Raw genomic sequence first — 17,890 nt, forward strand, 5'->3', positions numbered from 1 at the left:
GTGACACGAAGCAATGATGAAGACGATTTTCTGCCTGTTGGCGGCCGCGCTCGTCTGCGCGGCCTGTGCGCAGGGCGGCGCGGGCGCCGCCGGCGAGCGGGGCGGCAGCCTCGAGATGTACGGGACGATCGACCAGGGCATCACGATACGCCGCTGACGGGCGCCGATCCCGGTGCGTTTCAGGTGCGCCAGCACCGCCGCGCCACACGGGGCGCACCGCGACGCGTTGCCGCAGTGCAACGTATAATGGCCCGATTACAGCGCCCCTGCCGCCTGGAGCCAACAAGATGCCACAACCGTCCCCCATCCCGGCCGCCCTCGACCGCACCGAAACCGTCTTCCGCTTCCTCGCCGAGCCGTCGTCCGTGAACTTCGGCGGCAAGGTGCATGGCGGCGCGCTGATGAAGTGGATCGACGAGGTCGCGTATGCGTGCGCGGCCGTCTGGTCGAGCCGCTATTGCGTGACGGTCAGCGTCGGCAACATCCGTTTCCAGCGTCCGATCCTGGTCGGCAATCTCGTCGAGTTGAAGGCGCGCGTCGTCGCGACGGGGCGCACCAGCATGCACATCCATGTGTCCGTGCACGCCGGTGACCCGAAGGGCGGCGTGCTGCGCCAGACGACCGACTGCCTCGTCGTGTTCGTCGCGGTCGACGAGAACGGCAACCCGGTGCCGGTGCCGCCGTTCGTGCCCGAGACCGACGAGCAGAAGGTGCTCGCGAAATATGCGGCCGACGTGCGGGCCGCGCTCGACAAGATCGTCGAGATGAAGCCGGAAGAGGTCGCGAAGGGCGCGGTCTGACCGTCGCGGGCGCCGCCCGTCGCGCCGCGCCCGTCGTTCCGCCGTTACCGCGACCCGATCATCTGCTCGGGACGCACCCACGCATCGAATTCCGCGTCGGTCAGGTAGCCGAGCGCGAGCGCGGCGGCCTTCAGCGTCGTGCCTTCCTTGTGCGCCTTTTTCGCGATCTGCGCGGACTTGTCGTAGCCGATATGCGGATTGAGCGCCGTCACGAGCATCAGCGATTCGTTCAGCAGCAGGTCGATGCGCGCACGGTTCGGCTCGATGCCCACCGCGCAGTGGTCGTTGAAGCTCTGCGCGCCGTCGGCGAGCAGCCGCACCGATTGCAGCACGTTGTGCGCGATCATCGGCCGGAACACGTTCAGCTCGAAATTGCCGCTCGCGCCGCCGACGTTGACCGCGACGTCGTTGCCGAACACCTGGCAGCACAGCATCGTCACGGCCTCCGACTGCGTCGGGTTCACCTTGCCCGGCATGATCGAGCTGCCCGGCTCGTTCTCCGGAATCGACAGCTCGCCGAGCCCGCAGCGCGGCCCGCTCGCGAGCCAGCGGACATCGTTCGCGATCTTCATCAGGCCGGCCGCGACGGTCTTCAGCGCGCCGTGCGCGAACACCAGCGCGTCGGCCGCCGCCATCACCTCGAACTTGCTCGGTGCCGTCACGAACGGCAGCTTCGCCAGCCGGCCGATTTCGTCGGCGACGCGCACCGCGAACTCCGGATGCGCATTCAGCCCCGTGCCGACCGCAGTGCCGCCGAGCGCGAGTTCGTACAGGTGCGGCAGTGCCGATTCGACGTGACGGACACTCTGGTCGAGTTGCGCGACGTAGCCGGAAAACTCCTGGCCGAGCGTGAGCGGTGTCGCGTCCTGCAGGTGCGTGCGGCCGATCTTCACGATGTCGGCGAACGCCTTCGATTTCGCGTCGAGCGTCGCGCGCAGCGTGCGCAGCGCCGGCAGCAGGTGGTTGACGATCGCGTATGCGGCCGCGACGTGCATCGCGGTCGGGAACACGTCGTTCGACGACTGGCCGCGGTTCACGTCGTCGTTCGGATGAACCTTGCGCGCTTCGCCGCGTTCGCCGCCCATCAGCTCGCTCGCGCGGTTCGCGATCACCTCGTTGAGGTTCATGTTGGTCTGCGTGCCGGAGCCCGTCTGCCAGACGGCGAGCGGGAATTCGCGCGGATGCTTGCCGGCGATGATCTCGTCGGCCGCGTCGATGATCGCGCGCGCCTTGTCGTCGGCCAGCACGCCGAGCGACTGGTTCACGGCTGCCGCGGCGCGCTTGACGATCGCCAGCGCGTGGATCAGCTCGGGCGACTGCTTCTCCGTCGAGATCCGGAAATTCTGCAGCGAGCGCTCGGTCTGTGCGCCCCAGAGCCGGTCAGCCGGCACGGCGATCTCGCCGAACGTGTCGCGTTCCATCCGAACTGCTTCGTTCATGATGCACTCCTCTTGGAAAGGGGGAAGGCCGCGCAATGCGCGGCGTCGGGCGTATCGTGAGGCAGTCGCGCCGCTCGCGCGGCGTCTTCGGGACTTCGGGTCTTCAACCGACAAGCATAGCGCCCGCCGCGATTTCGTGTCGTGTCGCGCTCAGTGCCGCGCCGCGATGAGCGACGCGGTCTTCAGATGAAAGCGCCACGCCATCAGCGCGGCGACGCTCGCGAGGCCGGCCGCGAGCCCCCACCACAGGCCGCGCGCGCCGAGGCCCGCATGGAACGCGAACCAGTAGCCGGTCGGGAAGCCGATGCCCCAGTAGCCGAAGGTCGCGGCAAGCATCGGGATGCGCGTGTCCTTCAGGCCGCGCAGCGCGCCCGACGCGACGGTCTGCATCCCGTCGACGATCTGGAATACCGCTGCGATGCCGAGCAGCGACGCGGCGAGAGACACTGTGGCCGCGTTGGCCGGATCGTCGAGGTGAAGGTACAGGCCGACGATCGTGTGCGGCGCGACGATCATCACGACGCCCGACAGCGACATGAACGCGACGCCGAGCGCGAGCGCGACGAAGCCCGCATGCCGCGCGGCGACGGGCGAGCCCGCGCCGACCCAGTAGCCGACCCGGACGTTGGCGGCCTGGCCGATCGCGAGCGGCACCATGAACGACACCGACGCGACGTTCAGCGCGATCTGGTGTGCGGCGAGCGACGTCGCGCCGAGCACGCCGACCGTGAGGCCGGTGCCGAGGAACAGCGTCGATTCGACCCCGTACGTGATCGCGACCGGCCAGCCGATGCCGATCAGTTCGCCCATCACGGGCAGCATCGGGCGTGCCGCGGTCACGAAATGGCGGAAGCGCTGCCGGCCGTGCAGCAGCCAGATCAGCGCGAGCGCGGTGAGCCAGATCGTGATCGTCGTCGCGACCGCCGAACCGAGAAAGCCGAGGCGCGGCAGCCCGAATGCGCCGTGGATCAGCCCGTAGTTCAGCACGCCGTTGACGCCGACACCGCCGATCGACACCCACAGCAGCCGCCGTGCGGCGCCGATCGCTGGCAGGAACGCGCGCATCAGCCCGACGCCGATCAGGCTGCCGAGCGCCGCGAAGCGCAGGATGCCCGTGTATTCGCCGACGTGATGCGCGAGCAGCGGCGGCTCGTGGAACATCAGCAGGATCGGTTCGGCCAGCGACAGCGCGACGATCGCCGGAATCGCGAGCAGCACGGACAGCGCGAAGCCCGTCCAGTAGATGTGCGGCACGCGGTCCTCGGCCTGGGCGCCGCGCGCATGCGCGACGCTCACGCTGACCGACGACAGCACGCCTTGCAGAATCGTGACGATGACGAAGAAGAAGTTCGCGCCGAGACCGCCGGCCGCGAGCGAATCGGGGCCGAGCGAGCCGAGCAGCACCGTGTCGGTGACGCTCATCGCCATCTGTGAAAGTTGCGCGATCGCGAGCGGTGCGGCGAGGCGTGCAGTATCGGCGGCGTGACTGGACAGGGACGGCGGTGCGGCGGCCGTCCGCGTGAGACCGGAATGCGACATGGAATGGGCGCTCGCGCGGGTTCGGGCCCGCGCTGTCTGTATTTATTTTGAGAGACAGCTAGCTTACGGCTTTATTCGTACGGTGTCGAACGCGAGCGCCGATGGCCATGTCGCGGACAGGGGAACGGTCCAGGGCCCGTTATTAGCGCGAACAGGCGCTAGGCCTCGCGCACCGCGATGCGCGTGTCGCCGAGCAGCACGACTTGGCCCGCGCGGATCTTGCAGGTCTTGCGAAGCTCGACCGCGCCGTCGACTTTCACTGCGCCGGACGCGACGATCAGCTTCGCGGTGCCGCCGCTGTCCGCGAGGCCGGTGATCTTGAGAAGGTTGTGCAGCTCGACGTATTCGCCGGTCAGCGTGAAATCCAGATTGGGCATGACGAAGAAGGTGCGCAATGCGCGGGAGGAATCGCCCCGCATCATACGGCACCGCGGGCCGGCGCGCGAGCGCGGGCGGTCGCGGCATGCAGTTGTTAAGGACTGTGAGCGATTCGTCAGCAAATGAAACGGTGGGTAACAGTCTGAGAGATTCGAGAACCGGACGTGCGGGCCGCGGGTCTTTTGTCGTACCTGCTGCGTGTTGCGGCGGGGGACGCGACGGACCGCATCGCTGCGGTCCGCGCCCACAACTTCTTGAGGAGGATGGTCATGTCCAAGATTCGTACGATGCTGATCGGTGCCGCGCTGACGGCGTTCGCCACTTCGGCCGCGTTTGCCCAGACGGGCACGGCGGTGCAGGGCGCGGCAGGTACCGGCGTGCAGGCGCAGACCCCGGCGGCGGGTGTCGGCGCGGGCGTGCAGGGCAGCGCCGGCGCGAATGCGTCCGGCAATGCGGTCGGCGGAGCAACCGATGCGGTCGGCGCGGCAGCCGACGGCGCGAAGGATACGGCGTCGTCGGCCGTCCACTCGGCCAAGAAGCACACGAAGCACGCCGCGAAGTCGGCCAAGAGCCATGTCGGCTCGGCCAAGGCGAAGGCCGGCGAAGCGACCGAAGGCGGCGCATCGGTCGGCGTGGAGGGCGGTGCATCGGCCCAGGGCACCACGCAGTAAGCGGTGCCCGGCGCCGCGCGACGCTCGCCCCGGACGGCGTGTCGTGACGGTGGCCGTCCGGCGGCCCGGTTCGCTTCGTGCGAACCGGGCCGTTTTCATGGGTTCATGCTGTCAGCAGGTCAGGCGCGCGGTCACGGCCGGCGCTGTCCCTGGCCTTGTCCCTGGCCCTGTGCGGGGCGCGCCGCGGCCGGCGTGAACACGCCGCGCAGCCACACGGCGAGCCGCGCGAAGACGTCGTACGGCTCTTCGACGAAGATCTCCGGTTTCAGCAGCCGCAGGTATTCCATGATCTGCTGCGCTTCCTGCTTCTGGAACGAGCCGTGTGCGAGCCCGAGCCGCAGCAGCCCGCGCAGTTCGCCGAGCTTGTCGCGCGCGGTGCTGCCGACGCTCATCTCGCATGCGAGCTTGGCCTCGTAGATTCGTTGCCGCAGCGATTCCGCGAGCCGCCACGCGGGCGTCTGCATCAGTTCCTCGAGCGCCTGGATGTCCTGGGCCGCACCCTTGATCTGCGACGCGAGCGGGTCGATCAGCGACGGGTCGGCCTGCGCTTCGGCAACGATCGCCTTCGCCCAGTCGCGGCACGCCTTCGCGAGTTCGTCGGGCGTCCATTCGGAGCGCGATGCAAAGCCGAAGCCGAATTCGCCGGCCTGCCGCATCAGGATCGCGACGACGTCCGGAAATTCCTTGTCGAGCGTGCGCTTTGCCCACGCGTACTGGCCGCCCTGCAGCATCCGCTGCACCGCGTGCTCGGTCAGCGGCATCATGTTGTCGAGCAGCTTCGCGCGCAGGAAATCCTCGAACGACGGCGTTGCGAACTGCGGGTCGAGTTTCAGCGACACGCGGACGAACGCGTCGTAGTCCTTGCGCAGGGACTCGAGCGTGTCGTCTTTGAGGGAAAGGGTGATCTGGCCCATGAATCGTCTCGATGGCGGCCCGCGCAAGCCGACGGCCGGCACGGCGCACCGGTGCGGGCGCAGCGTCGACTGACCGGTGCGCGCCGAGGCCGGTGGCGGGTCTTCATCCTCTATATCGGCGCGCCGGGCGGAAACTTGAGCGCGCGTGGCGGAGCGTCCGCTCAGGCGGGCAGCCAGTGTGGCAGCACGATCCCTTGCCAGAAAAAGAACACCGCGAGCCCTGCCGCGATCGTCACGAGCGGGCGGCGGGTCGCCGCCGACACGAGCACGGCGGCGAGCGCGCCGACGAGCTGCGGATTGTGCCAGGTCAGCTCGGCCGTGCCGCCATGCGGCGACACGGTCATCGGCACGATGATCGCGGTCAGCACAGTGACTGGCACGAAGCCGAGCGCGGTTCGCACCAGGGGCGGGAAGGTCAGCCGTTCGCCGAACAGGAACAGCGTCGTGCGGATCGCGTACGTGATGACGGCCATCCCGAGGATCAGCAGTGCGTAGCTCACGATGCGGCCTCCGTACGCGAGCCGGCGCGCGCGCGCTCGTGCAGCAGCGTGAGCGCGACGCCGATCGCGACGCCGGCGGCGACCGCGCCGAGCAGCCCGAGCTTGTACGGCCAGCCCTGCCAGAAGTACGCGAGCGTGCCGGCCGTCGCGGCCGCCGCGAAATAGCGCAGCGTGCCGAGCTGCGGGACGACGATCGCGATGAAGGTCGCCGCCATCGCGAAATCGAGGCCGAGCGACTGCAGGCCCGGGAACGCCGCGCCGAAGCCGATGCCCGCGAGCGTCCAGACTTGCCAGTTCAGGTACATCGCGAGCCCGGAGCCGAAGAAGTAGTGGGGGCCGATTGCACCGGGCGGGAAGTGCCGGTAGTGCGCATAGGCGACCGCGAACACCTCGTCGGTCATCAGCGCGCCGAGCGTGGCGCGCCAGCGCAGCGGCAGGTGCGCGACATAGGGCGCGAGCGTCGCGCTGTACAGCAGGTGGCGCAGGTTCACGATCAGCGTCGTCGCGAGTACGACCACAAAGCTCGCGCTGCCCGCGATCAGGCCGAGCGCGATGAACTGTGCCGAGCCCGCGAACACGGCGAGCGACATCAGCGCGCCGTGCCACGCGGCGAGCGGGCCGCCGCCGACGAGCGTGCCGAAAATCACGCCGAACGGCGCCGCGCCGATCATCATCGGGATCGTGTCGCGCGCGCCGTCGAGCCATTCGTTGAGCGGGCGGCGAGGGGGCGATGCGGGTGTCGGGTTCAAAGCGTGCTCCTCCATGATCTGGAGGATAGCGGGCCGGTGGTTTGCGGGCTTGTATGTTCTTGCGGTCGCCGGGGCGGGGCGAATGCATGGGCGCTTGCCCGCAGGGCGGCAAGCGATGGCCGGAACCGTGACCGGGAAACCGCGTGTCAGCTCGCCTGCCAGCGCCCGGGCGGCACGCCGAACATTCGTTTGAAATGCCGCGTGAAGTGGCTCTGGTCGACGAAGCCGCTGGCCGCGGCGACGTCGGCGACGGGCACGCCCGCGCGCAGCGGCGCCAGCGCGCGCTGCAATCGCAACTGGTTGCGCCATGCATGCGGCGGCATGCCGGTCGTACGGGTGAACAGGCGCGCCGCGTGGAATGACGACAGGCCGGCTGCTTGCGCGACTTCGTCGAGCGTCACCGTGCACGTGAGATCGGCGGCGAGCCGCTCGCGCATCGCGTCGACACGCGGTTCGTCCGCCGCGAGCGGCGCCGGTCGCGGCAGCGCGTCGGCATGACGCACGATCAGCGTCGACAGCGCGTCGAGCATCGCCGTTTCGGCGGCGAGCGGATCGTAGATGCGCGGTGCGCCGGCCGCCGGATCGCCGGTCGGCTGCCCGCGCGCATGCGAGGACAGTGCGCGCTCGCTGCCGGCTTCCATCATCCGGTGTGCCAGTGCGAGCCGGGCCGCGAGGTCGGCGTCGCGAATCACGTCGGGGGCAAACCACGGTGCGTCCTGCGGGCGGCCGGCGATCGCACTGGTGAGTTCGCGGATGAATTCGACCGGCAGGTAGCTGACGCGATAGCACCAGCCTTCGTCGGCCGCGCGCGAGCCCGTATGCACTTCGCCGGGATTGATCACGGGCACGGTGCCCGTTTCGGCGACGTAGCCGCTGCCGCGATAGGTGAAGCGTTCCGCGCCTTCGAGAATCACGGGAATCGTGTACGCGTCGTGCCAGTGGGGCGCGAACGTGTGGTCGCGATAGGTGGCCGTGACGAGATCCGCGTCCGGCAGCAGCGGTGTGCGCCAGTAGCGTGCGGCGTCTGGGAGGCGGGTGGCGGACATGATCGGGCGAGGGATCGGTCGAACCGACAGTGTATCGCTCGCGCGCCCGGCGGGTGCGGGCTTTACTTGACCGGAATCGTCGTGCCGGCCGGCATCGGCACCGCGGTGACGGCGTTCTTCGGGCTGCCGCTGACGATGCGGTCGCTGTAGGTCAGGTAGACCAGCGTATTGCGCTTCTTGTCGACTACGCGCACGACGTGCAGCGTCTTGAAGATGAACGACATGCGCTCGCTGAACACGTCGGTCTGCTGCTTGAGCGGTTCCTTGAAACTGATCGTGCCGACCTGCCGGCATGCGATCGACGCTTCGCTCGGATCCTCGGCGACGCCGAGCGAGCCCTTGATGCCGCCCGTGCGTGCGCGGGACACGTAGCAGGTCACGCCGTTCACGACCGGATCGTCGTACGCCTCGACGACGACGCGGTCGGAGCCCGTTACGCGGAAATGGGTGTTGACGCTGCCGACTTCCTCCGCGTGCGCGAGCGGCGCGGCGGCGAAAACGGAGAGCAGGAGGGCGACGGGTGTGGCGCGGAGGAGGCGGTGCTTCATCGACGGAACCGGATGCGAATGCGGGACAGAGACTCTAGCATGCGCGGGGCCGGGCGATGAAAACGCGAAAGGGTGGCCGGAAAAACAAAAGGCCCGTCGAATGACGGGCCTTTCGCTGTCTGGCTCCCCGACCTGGGCTCGAACCAGGGACCTACGGATTAACAGTCCGGCGCTCTACCGACTGAGCTATCGGGGAATAAATCGGTACATCTGCGTGTTTGGCTACCAGCAAAAAGCCCGTCCACTTTCAACGGGCCTTTGCGTTTTTGGCTCCCCGACCTGGGCTCGAACCAGGGACCTACGGATTAACAGTCCGGCGCTCTACCGACTGAGCTATCGGGGAACAAACAGCAGAGAAACGAGATTATATGGAGTGTCGGCTAACCCGTCAACCCCTTTGGGGCGCGGCGCACAAAAAATTCTGCGGCCGCCGCGCGATCAGCGCTCGAGCAGGTGCAGCTTGTCCTGCACGTCCTTCCATTCGTCCGCGTCGGCCGGTGCCGGCTTGGTCTTCGTGATCGACGGCCAGCCCTTTGCCAGCTCGGCGTTCAGTTCGGTGAACTGCTGCTGGTCGCCCGGAACGTCTTCTTCGGCATAGATCGCATTGGTCGGGCACTCGGCGACGCACACGGCGCAGTCGATGCACTCGTCCGGATCGATGGCGAGAAAGTTGGGACCTTCACGGAAGCAATCCACCGGGCACACATCCACGCAGTCCGTGTATTTGCACTTGATGCAGCCTTCGGTCACAACGTGAGTCATTAAAACGCTCCTGCTTGGCGGTATATATGGGGTGGCGTTTGCGCCAAAAGCGGCATTGTAACTGAAGCGCAAAACCCGTATGGCGTGGTCGGCTTTCCGGCTTATATCGTTTCGTGATTAGTTTATGGGCACCTGCCCAGGGGGCCCGCCGAGGGGCACGCAAAGGGGCACCTGTATACGGGGCGCCGGCGCGACGGGGCAGGGCGGCAGGCGGTTTCACGATGGTCGGGCCCGCATTCGGGTAACATGGCCGACAGACCGGGCGGCGCGCTGTGCGTCGGGGCCCTGTCACGATATTGGCGGTGCCGCAATCATGATCATCACTTCGCTGCTCGACACGGATCTCTACAAGTTCACGATGATGCAGGTCGTCCTGCATCACTTCCCGGCCGCAAACGTCGAATACCGTTTCAAGTGTCGTACACAAGGCGTCGATCTCGTGCCGTACATCGACGAGATCCGCGACGAGGTGCGCGGCCTGTGCTCGCTGCGTTTTTCCGACGTCGAACTCGACTACCTGCGGCGGATGCGCTTCATCAAGAGCGATTTCGTCGACTTCCTCGCGCTGTTCCACCTGAACGAGAAGTACATCTCGATCACGCCTTCGCCGAAGGGCAGCGGCGAGATCGACATCGTGATCGAGGGGCCGTGGCTGCATACGATCCTGTTCGAGATCCCGGTGCTCGCGATCGTCAACGAAGTCTATTTCCGCAACACGCAGCGCGAGCCCGACTATCGCGAAGGCCGCGAGCGGCTGCGCGACAAGATCAAGCTGCTCGGCGCGAAGCCCGAGTTCGCCGACTGCAAGATCGCCGACTACGGCACGCGCCGGCGCTTCTCGAAGGTCTGGCACGAGGAAGTCGCGCTCACGCTGCGCGACGGCCTCGGCCCGCAGTTCGCGGGCACGAGCAACGTGCTGTACGCGATGAAGCACGACATCACGCCGCTCGGCACGATGGCTCACGAATACCTGCAGGCGTGCCAGGCGCTCGGCCCGCGGCTGCGCGACTCGCAGATCTACGGCTTCGAGATGTGGGCGAAGGAATACCGCGGCGACCTCGGGATCGCGCTGTCGGACGTCTACGGGATGGATGCGTTCCTGAACGACTTCGATATGTACTTCTGCAAGCTGTTCGACGGCGCGCGCCACGATTCGGGCGATCCGTTCGACTGGGGCGAGCGCATGCTGCGCCACTACGAGGCGAACCGGTGCGATCCGCGCACGAAGGTGCTCGTGTTCTCGGACGCGCTCGACATCCCGAAGGTCATGCAGTTGTACGAACGGTTCCGCGGCCGCTGCAAGCTCGCGTTCGGCGTCGGCACGAATCTCACCAACGATCTCGGTTACGTGCCGCTGCAGATCGTGATCAAGATGGTGCGCTGCAACGGCCAGCCGGTCGCGAAGCTGTCGGATTCGCCGGGCAAGAGCATGTGCGACGACAAGGCGTATCTCGCCTACCTGCGCCAGGTGTTCGGCATCGCGCAGCCGGTCGAGGAAGACGCGTCGAAGTGAGCGTCGGCTGTTCGGTCGAAGGTGCGTGGCAGCAGGGGCGGCCGGTATAATCCGACGGTATTGCACGCCAACGTCACGAGGACCGTTCATGGACACTTCTGCTGCCCGTCGCCAGATCCTCGCGCGCATTCGCGCAGCGCAAGGGCGCGCGGCCGAGCCCGATGCAGCGGAGCGCGACGGCGTCACCGATTATCTCGCCCGTCATCCGCAGGGCCCGCGCCCGCCGGCGCCGGCCGATCTCGTCGCCGCATTCGCCGACGAGGCGGCACGCCTGTCGACCACGGTCGACGAAGTCGCGACGCTCGCCGATGCACCGGCCGCCGCTGCCCGCTATCTTTCCGCCCACGGCCTGCCGACGCAGGCCGTCGCATGGCGCACGCTGGCCGATCTCGACTGGGCCGGCGCTGGCCTGTCGGTCGAGTGCCGCAAGCCGCGCGACGGCGATCTCGTCGGCGTCACGGGCTGCTTTTGCGCGACCGCCGAAACGGGTTCGCTGGTGCTGCTGTCCGGGCCCGATACCTACGCGTCGGCCGGCCTGCTGCCGGAGACGCACATCGCGATCGTGCCCGCGTCGCGGATCGTCGCCGGTCATGAAGACGCGTTCGCGCTGATCCGTGCGGAGCGCGGCGAATTGCCGCGCGCGGTCAATTTCGTGTCGGGCCCGTCGCGCACGGGCGACATCGAGCAGACCATCGTACTGGGCGCGCACGGCCCGTACCGCGTGCACGCGATCGTCGTACGCGGCGCATGACGCGCCCGCCGCATCCACACTCACTCGAACAAGGAAGTTCTGCATGAAACGACATGCCGCCTGGGCGGGCATGGCGTCGGGAGTCGCGCTTGGCGCCGTTCCCGCGCTTGCATCGGCCGCCACGCTCGACGGTGCCACGCTGTCTGCCCTCTGGGGCATCCCGTTTGCCGGGATCCTGCTGTCCATCGCACTGTTTCCGCTCGTCGCCCCCGTGTTCTGGCATCACCACTTCGGCAAGATTGCAGCCGGGTGGGCAGTCGTGTTCCTGATTCCGTTCGCGTTCGCATTCGGCGCGGGCACCGCGTTCGGCACGCTCGTGCATGCGCTGCTCGAGGAATACATTCCGTTCATCGTGCTGCTCACCGCGCTCTATACGGTGGCAGGCGGCATCTGCGTGAACGGCAACCTGCACGGATCGCCGAAGCTGAATACCGCGATCCTCGCGCTCGGCACGCTGCTCGCGAGCGTGATGGGCACGACGGGCGCCGCGATGCTGCTGATCCGGCCGCTGCTGCGCGCGAACGACAACCGCAAGCATGTCGTGCACGTCGTGATTTTCTTCATCTTCCTCGTCGCGAACGCGGGTGGCTCGCTGTCGCCGCTCGGCGATCCGCCGCTGTTCCTCGGTTTCCTGAACGGCGTGAGCTTCTTCTGGACGACGACCCATCTCGCGCTGCCGATGCTGTTCATCTGCGTCGTGCTGCTGGCGCTGTTCTTCGTGCTCGACACGTATTTCTACCGGAAGGGGGGCGAGGAGCGGCCGGCCGCGCTCGATCCGACGCCCGACGGTGCGGCGCTGTCGATCGACGGCAAGATCAACTTCGTGCTGCTCGCGGCCGTGGTCGCGCTCGTGCTGATGAGCGGCATCTGGAAGCCGGGCATCGCGTTCGACGTGTGGGGCACGCACGTCGCGCTGCAGAATCTCGCGCGCGACGTCGCGCTCGTGGTCGTGACGCTCGCGTCGCTCGCGCTGACACCGCGTTCGGCGCGCGAAGGCAACGCGTTCAACTGGGCGCCGATCGAGGAAGTCGCGAAGCTGTTCGCCGGGATCTTCGTGACGATCGCGCCGGTGATCGTGATCCTGCGTGCAGGCGCGGACGGTGCGTTCGCGCAGATCGTCCATCTCGTCACGGGGCCGGATGGCAAGCCGATCGATGCGATGTACTTCTGGGCGACGGGCCTGCTGTCGTCGTTCCTCGACAATGCGCCGACCTACCTGGTGTTCTTCAACCTCGCGGGCGGCGATGCGCAGACGCTGATGACGACGGGCGCGTCGACGCTCGCCGCGATTTCCGCGGGTGCGGTGTTCATGGGCGCGAACAGCTATATCGGCAACGCGCCGAACTTCATGGTGAAGGCGATCGCGGAGTCGCGCGGCGTGAAGATGCCGAGCTTCTTCGCGTACCTCGGCTGGGCGCTTGTCATCCTGGTGCCGGTGTTCCTGCTGACGTCGCTGATCTTCTTCCCGGCGTAACCTGACAACTTTCAACCAAGCGCGGGCGATCCCGGCGGCGCGATGCGCGCCGCGATCGGCCTGCAACATACGGAGATGGCGATGCAGAAAGTCCTGGTCGCGCGTCCGATCTTTCCGGACGTGATCGAACGGCTCAAGCAGTATTTCGAAGTCGACTGGAACAACGGCGACGCGCTCGCTCCCGATGCGCTCGCCGCGCGACTGGCCGACAAGGACGGCGCGCTGACGGCCGGCGACCCGGTCGGTGCGGCGGCGCTCGCGGCGGCGCCGCGCCTGCGCGTCGTGTCGAACATGGCGGTCGGCTACAACAACTTCGACATGGCCGCGTTCAACGCGGCGAACGTGCTCGGCACCAACACGCCCGACGTGCTGAACGAGTCGACCGCCGATTTCGGCTGGGCGCTGATGATGGCCGCCGCGCGCCGGATTGCCGAATCGGAGCACTGGCTGCGCGCCGGCCACTGGCAGAAGTGGGCATACGACGGTTTCCTCGGCACCGACATTTACGGCTCGACGCTCGGCATCATCGGGATGGGCCGCATCGGCCAGGCGCTCGCGCGCCGCGCGCGCGGCTTCGGGATGCAGGTGATCTATCACAACCGGTCGCGGGTCGCGCCCGAGATCGAGGCCGAGCTGAACGCCGAATACGTGTCGAAGGATGCGCTGCTCGCGCGTGCCGATCATGTCGTACTCGTGCTGCCGTACACGAAGGAGAACCATCACACGATCGGCGCGGCCGAACTCGCGAAGATGAAACCCACCGCGACGCTGACCAACATCGCGCGTGGCGGGATCGTCGACGACGCGGCGCTGGCCGCCGCGCTGCGCGACGGAGCGATCGCCGCGGCCGGCCTCGACGTGTACGAGGGCGAGCCAACCGTGCATCCGGCGTTGCTTGAGGTCCCGAACGTCGTGCTGACGCCGCATATCGCGAGCGCGACCGAAAAGACGCGCCGCGCGATGGCGAACCTCGCCGCCGACAACCTGATCGCCGCGCTCGGCGAGGGCCCGCGCGCCGGGCAGCCGCCGAATCCGATCAACCCTGACGTGATCGGGAAGCCGCGCGCATGACGACGACGTTGTTGCTTGCGGCGGTCGTCGTACTGGCCGTTGCGCTCGCGGTTGCGATCGTCGCGATCGTGCGCGGCGGCGGCCGTCACGACGATGCGGCGGTGCTCGGCGACCAGATCGAGGATGCCGCGCATGCGCAGGCGCGCGCGGTCGAGCGGCTCGAGCGCGAATTGCGCGGCGAGATCGTCGAGAACGCGCGCGGTTCGCGCACCGAGCTGGCCGGCAGCTTCTCGCGGCTTCAGCAGACGCTCGCCGCGCAACTGACGAGCGTGGCGACCGTGCAGAACAACCAGATCGAGGGTTTCGCACAGCAGCTCGGCAAGCTCGTCGCCGGCAATGCGCAGCAGTTCGACGCGATGCGCGAGAGCGTGCAGCGCCAGGCGCAGCAGGCGCGCGAGGAGCAGACGGCCGCGCTCAGGCTGTTCGGCGACACGTTGAACCGGCAGCTCACGCAACTGACCGAGGCGAACGATCGCCGGATCGGCGAGGTGCGCGCGACGCTCGAACAGCGGCTGAAGGAAATCGAGACGAACAATGCGGCGAAGCTCGAGGAGATGCGCCGCACCGTGGACGAGAAACTGCATGCAACGCTCGAGCAGCGGCTCGGCGAATCGTTCAAGCTCGTGTCGGACCGGCTCGAACAGGTCCATCGCGGGCTCGGCGAGATGCAGACGCTCGCGGCGGGCGTCGGCGATCTGAAAAAGGTGCTGACCAACGTGAAGACGCGCGGCACCTGGGGCGAAGTGCAGCTCGAGGCGCTGCTCGAACAGATGCTGACGCCCGACCAGTACGCGAAGAACGTCGCGACGGTGCCGAAGAGCACCGAGCGCGTCGAATTTGCGATCCGGCTGCCGGGCCGCGATGCGGGCACGCGCGACGCACCGCCGGTGTGGTTGCCGATCGACGCGAAATTCCCGCGCGAAGACTACGAGCGGCTGATCGACGCGCAGGAGCGCGCCGATGCGGCGGCGGTCGAGGAAGCGGCCCGCGCGCTCGAAGCGCGCGTGCGGCTGGAGGCGCGCACGATTGCCGAGAAGTACGTCGCACCGCCGCATACGACCGATTTCGCGCTGCTGTTCCTGCCGACCGAGGGGCTTTATGCAGAGATCCTGCGCCGCCCGGGGCTGACCGACCTGCTGCAGCGCGACTATCGCGTGACGGTGGCGGGGCCGACGACGCTCACCGCATTGTTGAACAGTCTGCAGATGGGGTTCCGTACGCTTGCGATCGAGCAGCGGTCGAGCGAGGTGTGGCAGGTGCTCGGCGCAGTGAAGACGGAGTTCGGCAAGTTCGGCGACGTGCTCGCGCGCACGAAGGCGCAGCTCGAAACGGTCACGCGCTCGATCGAGTCCGCCGAGCAGCGTACGCGCGTGATGAGTCGCAAGCTGAAGCAGGTCGAGGCGCTGCCGGGCGACACGGCGGCCGGGCTGCTCGGCGCGGAAGGGTCCGATGGCGCAGATGCGGACGACGCGTGACCCGCGTTGCCGATTCCGGCCGGAACGAAAACGGGCGCCGCGGCGCCCGTTTTTTATGAAGCGATCGCCGGCTCGCGCTCACTGTCCGGCGAGCATGTCCAGCGCGTCGCCCGTCACGCGGACGATGCGCCATTCGGGCAGCACGGTTGCGCCCATCTTTTCGTAGAAATCGATCGCGGGCTGGTTCCAGTCGAGGACCGACCATTCGAAACGCCCGCAACGACGCTCGACAGCCAGCGCCGCGAGGTGACGCAGCATCGCGGTGCCGAGGCCGGTGCCGCGCTGCGACGGCTGCACGTACAGATCCTCGAGATAGAGGCCGCGACGGCCGAGGAACGTCGAATAGTTGTGGAAGAACAGCGCATACGCGACGATCGCGCCGTTGCGCTCGGCGACGAGCGCCTCGGCTGCAGGCCGTTCGCCGAACAGTGCATCGGCGAGATCGGCTTCGGTCGCGACGAACAGGTGCGTGAGCTTCTCGAACTCGGCCAGCTCGCGCATCAGCGCGAGGATCGCGCCGACGTCGCGCGTTTCGGCCGCGCGGATCAGCGGCGTGTCGCTCACGCTTCCTCCGGCGGATCGGACAACACGATCTCGATGCCGCCGAAGCGCGACGCGACCCAGTTGTATGCGTGGCATGCGATCCACAGCAGCACGAAGCCGAGGATGGCGTTCAGCAGCAGCGCGCTCAGGATCGTGCTCAGTTCGACCATCCCGTAGCGGATGTACGCAACGAGAATGCCGAGCAGCACGATCGGCACGCTGAACGTCAGGTAGACGAGGATCAGCGCCTTTGCGGTCTGCCCCGCGGCGATCGACGAAATTTGTTTCTTCATGTGCGGATTGCCCCGTAGAGATATACCGATAGTGGAATTCAGATCAGGCCGTCGAGCGGCAGGATGTCGACCGGGCTGCCCGCGTCGACTGCCGCGGTATCGTGGCCCAGAACGATGAAACAGTTGGCGGCGGCGAGGCCGCTCAGCGACGCGGAACTCTGCGAACCGGCCGGCGCGACGTGCCAGCGACCGTCGGCGGCGCGCGTCGCGATGCCGCGCAGGTACTCGGTGCGGCCGGGACGCGTTTTCAGCGCATGCGTGCTGAGCGCCGTGTACATCGCCGGCGGCGGCGTCTGCGCACCGGCCAGCGTCAGCAGCGCGGGGCGCACGATCGCGTAGAACGTGACGGCGGACGCGACCGGATTGCCGGGCAGCCCGAAGAACAGCGCGTGACCAGCGCCGCCGGTCGAGCGCGCAAGCGTACCGCACGCGAGCGGCCGGCCGGGCCGCAGCGCGAGGCTCGCGAACGTGACGTCGCCGAGCCGCGCCATCACGCCGCGCGTGAAGTCGGCTTCGCCGACCGATACGCCGCCGGACGTGATTACCGCGTCGGCCTGCGCGGCGACGGCGTCGCGCAGCGCAGCTTCGAGTGCGGCCGGGTCGTCTCGGACGATCCCGAGATCGATCGCGTCGACGTGCAGCCTTTCGAGCATCGCGATCAGCATCCCGCGATTGCTGTCGTACAGCGCGCCGCGGCCGAGCGGCTCGCCGGGCTCGCGCAGTTCGTCGCCGGTCGAGAACACGGCGACGCGCACGCGCCGGCGCACCGTGACGTCGGTGAAGCCGAACGACGCGAGCAGGCCGAGATCGGACGGCCGCAGGATGCGGCCCGCGGCGAGTGCACAGGCGCCGCGCGCGAGATCCTCGCCGGCCTTGCGGCAGTTCGCGCCGCGCGCGACGTCGTGCGCGGCGAAGCCGATCGTGTCGCCGTCGACGCGCACGCGTTCCTGCGGAATCACGGTGTCGCATCCGGCCGGCATCGGCGCGCCCGTCATGATGCGCACGCATGAGCCGGCGGCCACGGCGCCGTCGAACGGATGGCCCGCGAACGCGGTGCCGGCGACCGTCAGCGCGACGTCCCCCTGCGGCGACGCGGGCGCGCCGGCACCGCCGTCGAATGCATAGCCGTCCATCGCCGAATTGTCGTACGCGGGAATGTCGAAGGGCGCGTTCACGTCGGCCGCAAGCACGCGATCGAGCGCGTCGCGCAGCGTCACCGTGTCGCACGCATCCACCGGCACTGCGAAGCGGCACGCGAGCGCCTGCGCGTCGGCGAGCGACAGCGGGGCGTCGGAATCGGGTGCGGTTCGGGAGGCGGGCGAGGATTGCGTGATCATCAGTCGGACTGCGCGGCGAGGCGTATCGGGTTCGTGGCCGGTGGCGCGAGGAGGGTGCCTGAGTGCGGGTTTCGCGTGCGGTGGGCG

The 17,890-nt window shown here is 68.0% G+C and carries 20 protein-coding genes and 2 tRNA genes; 8 read left to right on the top strand and 14 right to left on the bottom strand.

The window, feature by feature from the left end:
• Window positions 1-16 precede the first annotated feature (16 nt).
• Both R9B84_RS05445 and R9B84_RS05450 read left to right on the top strand, forming a co-directional pair.
• Window positions 17-157 carry a hypothetical protein gene (locus R9B84_RS05445; RefSeq protein ID WP_208457657.1) on the top strand — a complete coding sequence of 47 codons (141 nt, stop codon included), beginning with the start codon at window positions 17-19 and terminating at the stop codon, window positions 155-157.
• Window positions 158-287: 130 nt separating this feature from the next.
• On the top strand, window positions 288-800 hold the full coding sequence (locus R9B84_RS05450; protein WP_423759493.1) for an acyl-CoA thioesterase: 513 nt from the start codon (window positions 288-290) through the stop codon (window positions 798-800).
• Window positions 801-844: 44 nt separating this feature from the next.
• Here the strand turns inward: R9B84_RS05450 and fumC are convergent, their stop codons facing one another.
• The 3 genes from fumC to R9B84_RS05465 all read right to left on the bottom strand — a co-directional run bounded on the left by fumC (window position 845) and on the right by R9B84_RS05465 (window position 4,155).
• Window positions 845-2,239 carry a class II fumarate hydratase gene (gene fumC, locus R9B84_RS05455; RefSeq protein ID WP_423759494.1) on the bottom strand — a complete coding sequence of 465 codons (1,395 nt, stop codon included), beginning with the start codon at window positions 2,237-2,239 and terminating at the stop codon, window positions 845-847.
• A gap of 150 nt (window positions 2,240-2,389) precedes the next feature.
• A complete protein-coding gene (gene norM / locus R9B84_RS05460; protein WP_423759495.1) occupies window positions 2,390-3,778 on the bottom strand; it encodes a multidrug efflux MATE transporter NorM in 1,389 nt (462 codons plus the stop codon).
• 158 nt (window positions 3,779-3,936) lie between these two features.
• The gene (locus R9B84_RS05465; protein ID WP_006486208.1) at window positions 3,937-4,155 is read right to left on the bottom strand and encodes an RNA-binding S4 domain-containing protein; all 219 of its coding nucleotides are present in this window, start codon (window positions 4,153-4,155) and stop codon (window positions 3,937-3,939) included.
• A gap of 270 nt (window positions 4,156-4,425) precedes the next feature.
• Here R9B84_RS05465 and R9B84_RS05470 point away from each other — a divergent pair, with 270 nt between their 5' ends.
• The gene (locus R9B84_RS05470; RefSeq protein WP_423759496.1) at window positions 4,426-4,827 is read left to right on the top strand and encodes a hypothetical protein; all 402 of its coding nucleotides are present in this window, start codon (window positions 4,426-4,428) and stop codon (window positions 4,825-4,827) included.
• A 131-nt stretch (window positions 4,828-4,958) separates the two neighbouring features.
• Here R9B84_RS05470 and R9B84_RS05475 read toward each other — a convergent pair whose 3' ends face one another.
• From R9B84_RS05475 to fdxA, 8 genes are all read right to left on the bottom strand, one after another.
• Window positions 4,959-5,741, bottom strand: coding sequence for a DUF4088 family protein (locus R9B84_RS05475; protein WP_423759497.1), 783 nt, complete (start codon window positions 5,739-5,741; stop codon window positions 4,959-4,961).
• A 161-nt stretch (window positions 5,742-5,902) separates the two neighbouring features.
• A complete protein-coding gene (locus R9B84_RS05480; protein WP_423759498.1) occupies window positions 5,903-6,241 on the bottom strand; it encodes an AzlD domain-containing protein in 339 nt (112 codons plus the stop codon).
• On the bottom strand, window positions 6,238-7,005 hold the full coding sequence (locus R9B84_RS05485) for an AzlC family ABC transporter permease (protein WP_262541754.1): 768 nt from the start codon (window positions 7,003-7,005) through the stop codon (window positions 6,238-6,240). The genes R9B84_RS05480 and R9B84_RS05485 overlap by 4 nt, the downstream gene beginning before the upstream one ends.
• Before the next feature lie 131 nt (window positions 7,006-7,136).
• A complete protein-coding gene (locus R9B84_RS05490) occupies window positions 7,137-8,036 on the bottom strand; it encodes an AraC family transcriptional regulator (protein ID WP_423759499.1) in 900 nt (299 codons plus the stop codon).
• 62 nt (window positions 8,037-8,098) lie between these two features.
• Window positions 8,099-8,584: a CreA family protein gene (locus tag R9B84_RS05495; protein WP_423759500.1), complete on the bottom strand. Its 486-nt coding sequence runs from the start codon at window positions 8,582-8,584 to the stop codon at window positions 8,099-8,101.
• 120 nt (window positions 8,585-8,704) lie between these two features.
• A tRNA-Asn gene (locus tag R9B84_RS05500) sits at window positions 8,705-8,780 on the bottom strand.
• A gap of 71 nt (window positions 8,781-8,851) precedes the next feature.
• Window positions 8,852-8,927 (bottom strand) — tRNA-Asn (locus R9B84_RS05505).
• Window positions 8,928-9,022: 95 nt separating this feature from the next.
• Window positions 9,023-9,346, bottom strand: a complete 324-nt coding sequence (gene fdxA, locus R9B84_RS05510) for a ferredoxin FdxA (protein ID WP_034183076.1) — start codon at window positions 9,344-9,346, stop codon at window positions 9,023-9,025.
• A 313-nt stretch (window positions 9,347-9,659) separates the two neighbouring features.
• On the opposite strand from fdxA, the gene pncB reads away from it, so the two are divergent.
• The 5 genes from pncB to rmuC all read left to right on the top strand — a co-directional run bounded on the left by pncB (window position 9,660) and on the right by rmuC (window position 15,630).
• On the top strand, window positions 9,660-10,859 hold the full coding sequence (gene pncB / locus R9B84_RS05515) for a nicotinate phosphoribosyltransferase (RefSeq protein ID WP_423759501.1): 1,200 nt from the start codon (window positions 9,660-9,662) through the stop codon (window positions 10,857-10,859).
• Between the two features lie 88 nt (window positions 10,860-10,947).
• Window positions 10,948-11,610, top strand: a complete 663-nt coding sequence (locus tag R9B84_RS05520; protein WP_423759502.1) for a LutC/YkgG family protein — start codon at window positions 10,948-10,950, stop codon at window positions 11,608-11,610.
• A 43-nt stretch (window positions 11,611-11,653) separates the two neighbouring features.
• On the top strand, window positions 11,654-13,084 hold the full coding sequence (locus tag R9B84_RS05525) for a sodium:proton antiporter (protein ID WP_423759503.1): 1,431 nt from the start codon (window positions 11,654-11,656) through the stop codon (window positions 13,082-13,084).
• 81 nt (window positions 13,085-13,165) lie between these two features.
• Entirely contained in the window at window positions 13,166-14,155 is a 990-nt protein-coding gene (locus tag R9B84_RS05530; RefSeq protein WP_423759504.1) for a 2-hydroxyacid dehydrogenase, read from the top strand.
• Window positions 14,152-15,630, top strand: a complete 1,479-nt coding sequence (rmuC, locus tag R9B84_RS05535; protein ID WP_423759505.1) for a DNA recombination protein RmuC — start codon at window positions 14,152-14,154, stop codon at window positions 15,628-15,630. Before R9B84_RS05530 ends, rmuC begins: the two co-directional genes overlap by 4 nt.
• A gap of 78 nt (window positions 15,631-15,708) precedes the next feature.
• Here the strand turns inward: rmuC and R9B84_RS05540 are convergent, their stop codons facing one another.
• From R9B84_RS05540 to glp, 3 genes are read right to left on the bottom strand one after another with little or no spacing between them, the layout of a single operon-like run.
• Complete coding sequence (locus R9B84_RS05540; protein WP_423759506.1) at window positions 15,709-16,194, bottom strand: GNAT family N-acetyltransferase; 486 nt, start codon at window positions 16,192-16,194, stop codon at window positions 15,709-15,711.
• Window positions 16,191-16,466, bottom strand: coding sequence for a hypothetical protein (locus R9B84_RS05545; RefSeq protein WP_006476519.1), 276 nt, complete (start codon window positions 16,464-16,466; stop codon window positions 16,191-16,193). Before R9B84_RS05545 ends, R9B84_RS05540 begins: the two co-directional genes overlap by 4 nt.
• A 38-nt stretch (window positions 16,467-16,504) precedes the next feature.
• Entirely contained in the window at window positions 16,505-17,803 is a 1,299-nt protein-coding gene (gene glp / locus R9B84_RS05550; protein WP_423759507.1) for a gephyrin-like molybdotransferase Glp, read from the bottom strand.
• Window positions 17,804-17,890 lie beyond the last annotated feature (87 nt).

It is taken from the genome of Burkholderia sp. NLJ2, assembly GCF_049487195.1.
In the GTDB taxonomy this organism is placed as follows: domain Bacteria; phylum Pseudomonadota; class Gammaproteobacteria; order Burkholderiales; family Burkholderiaceae; genus Burkholderia; species Burkholderia pyrrocinia.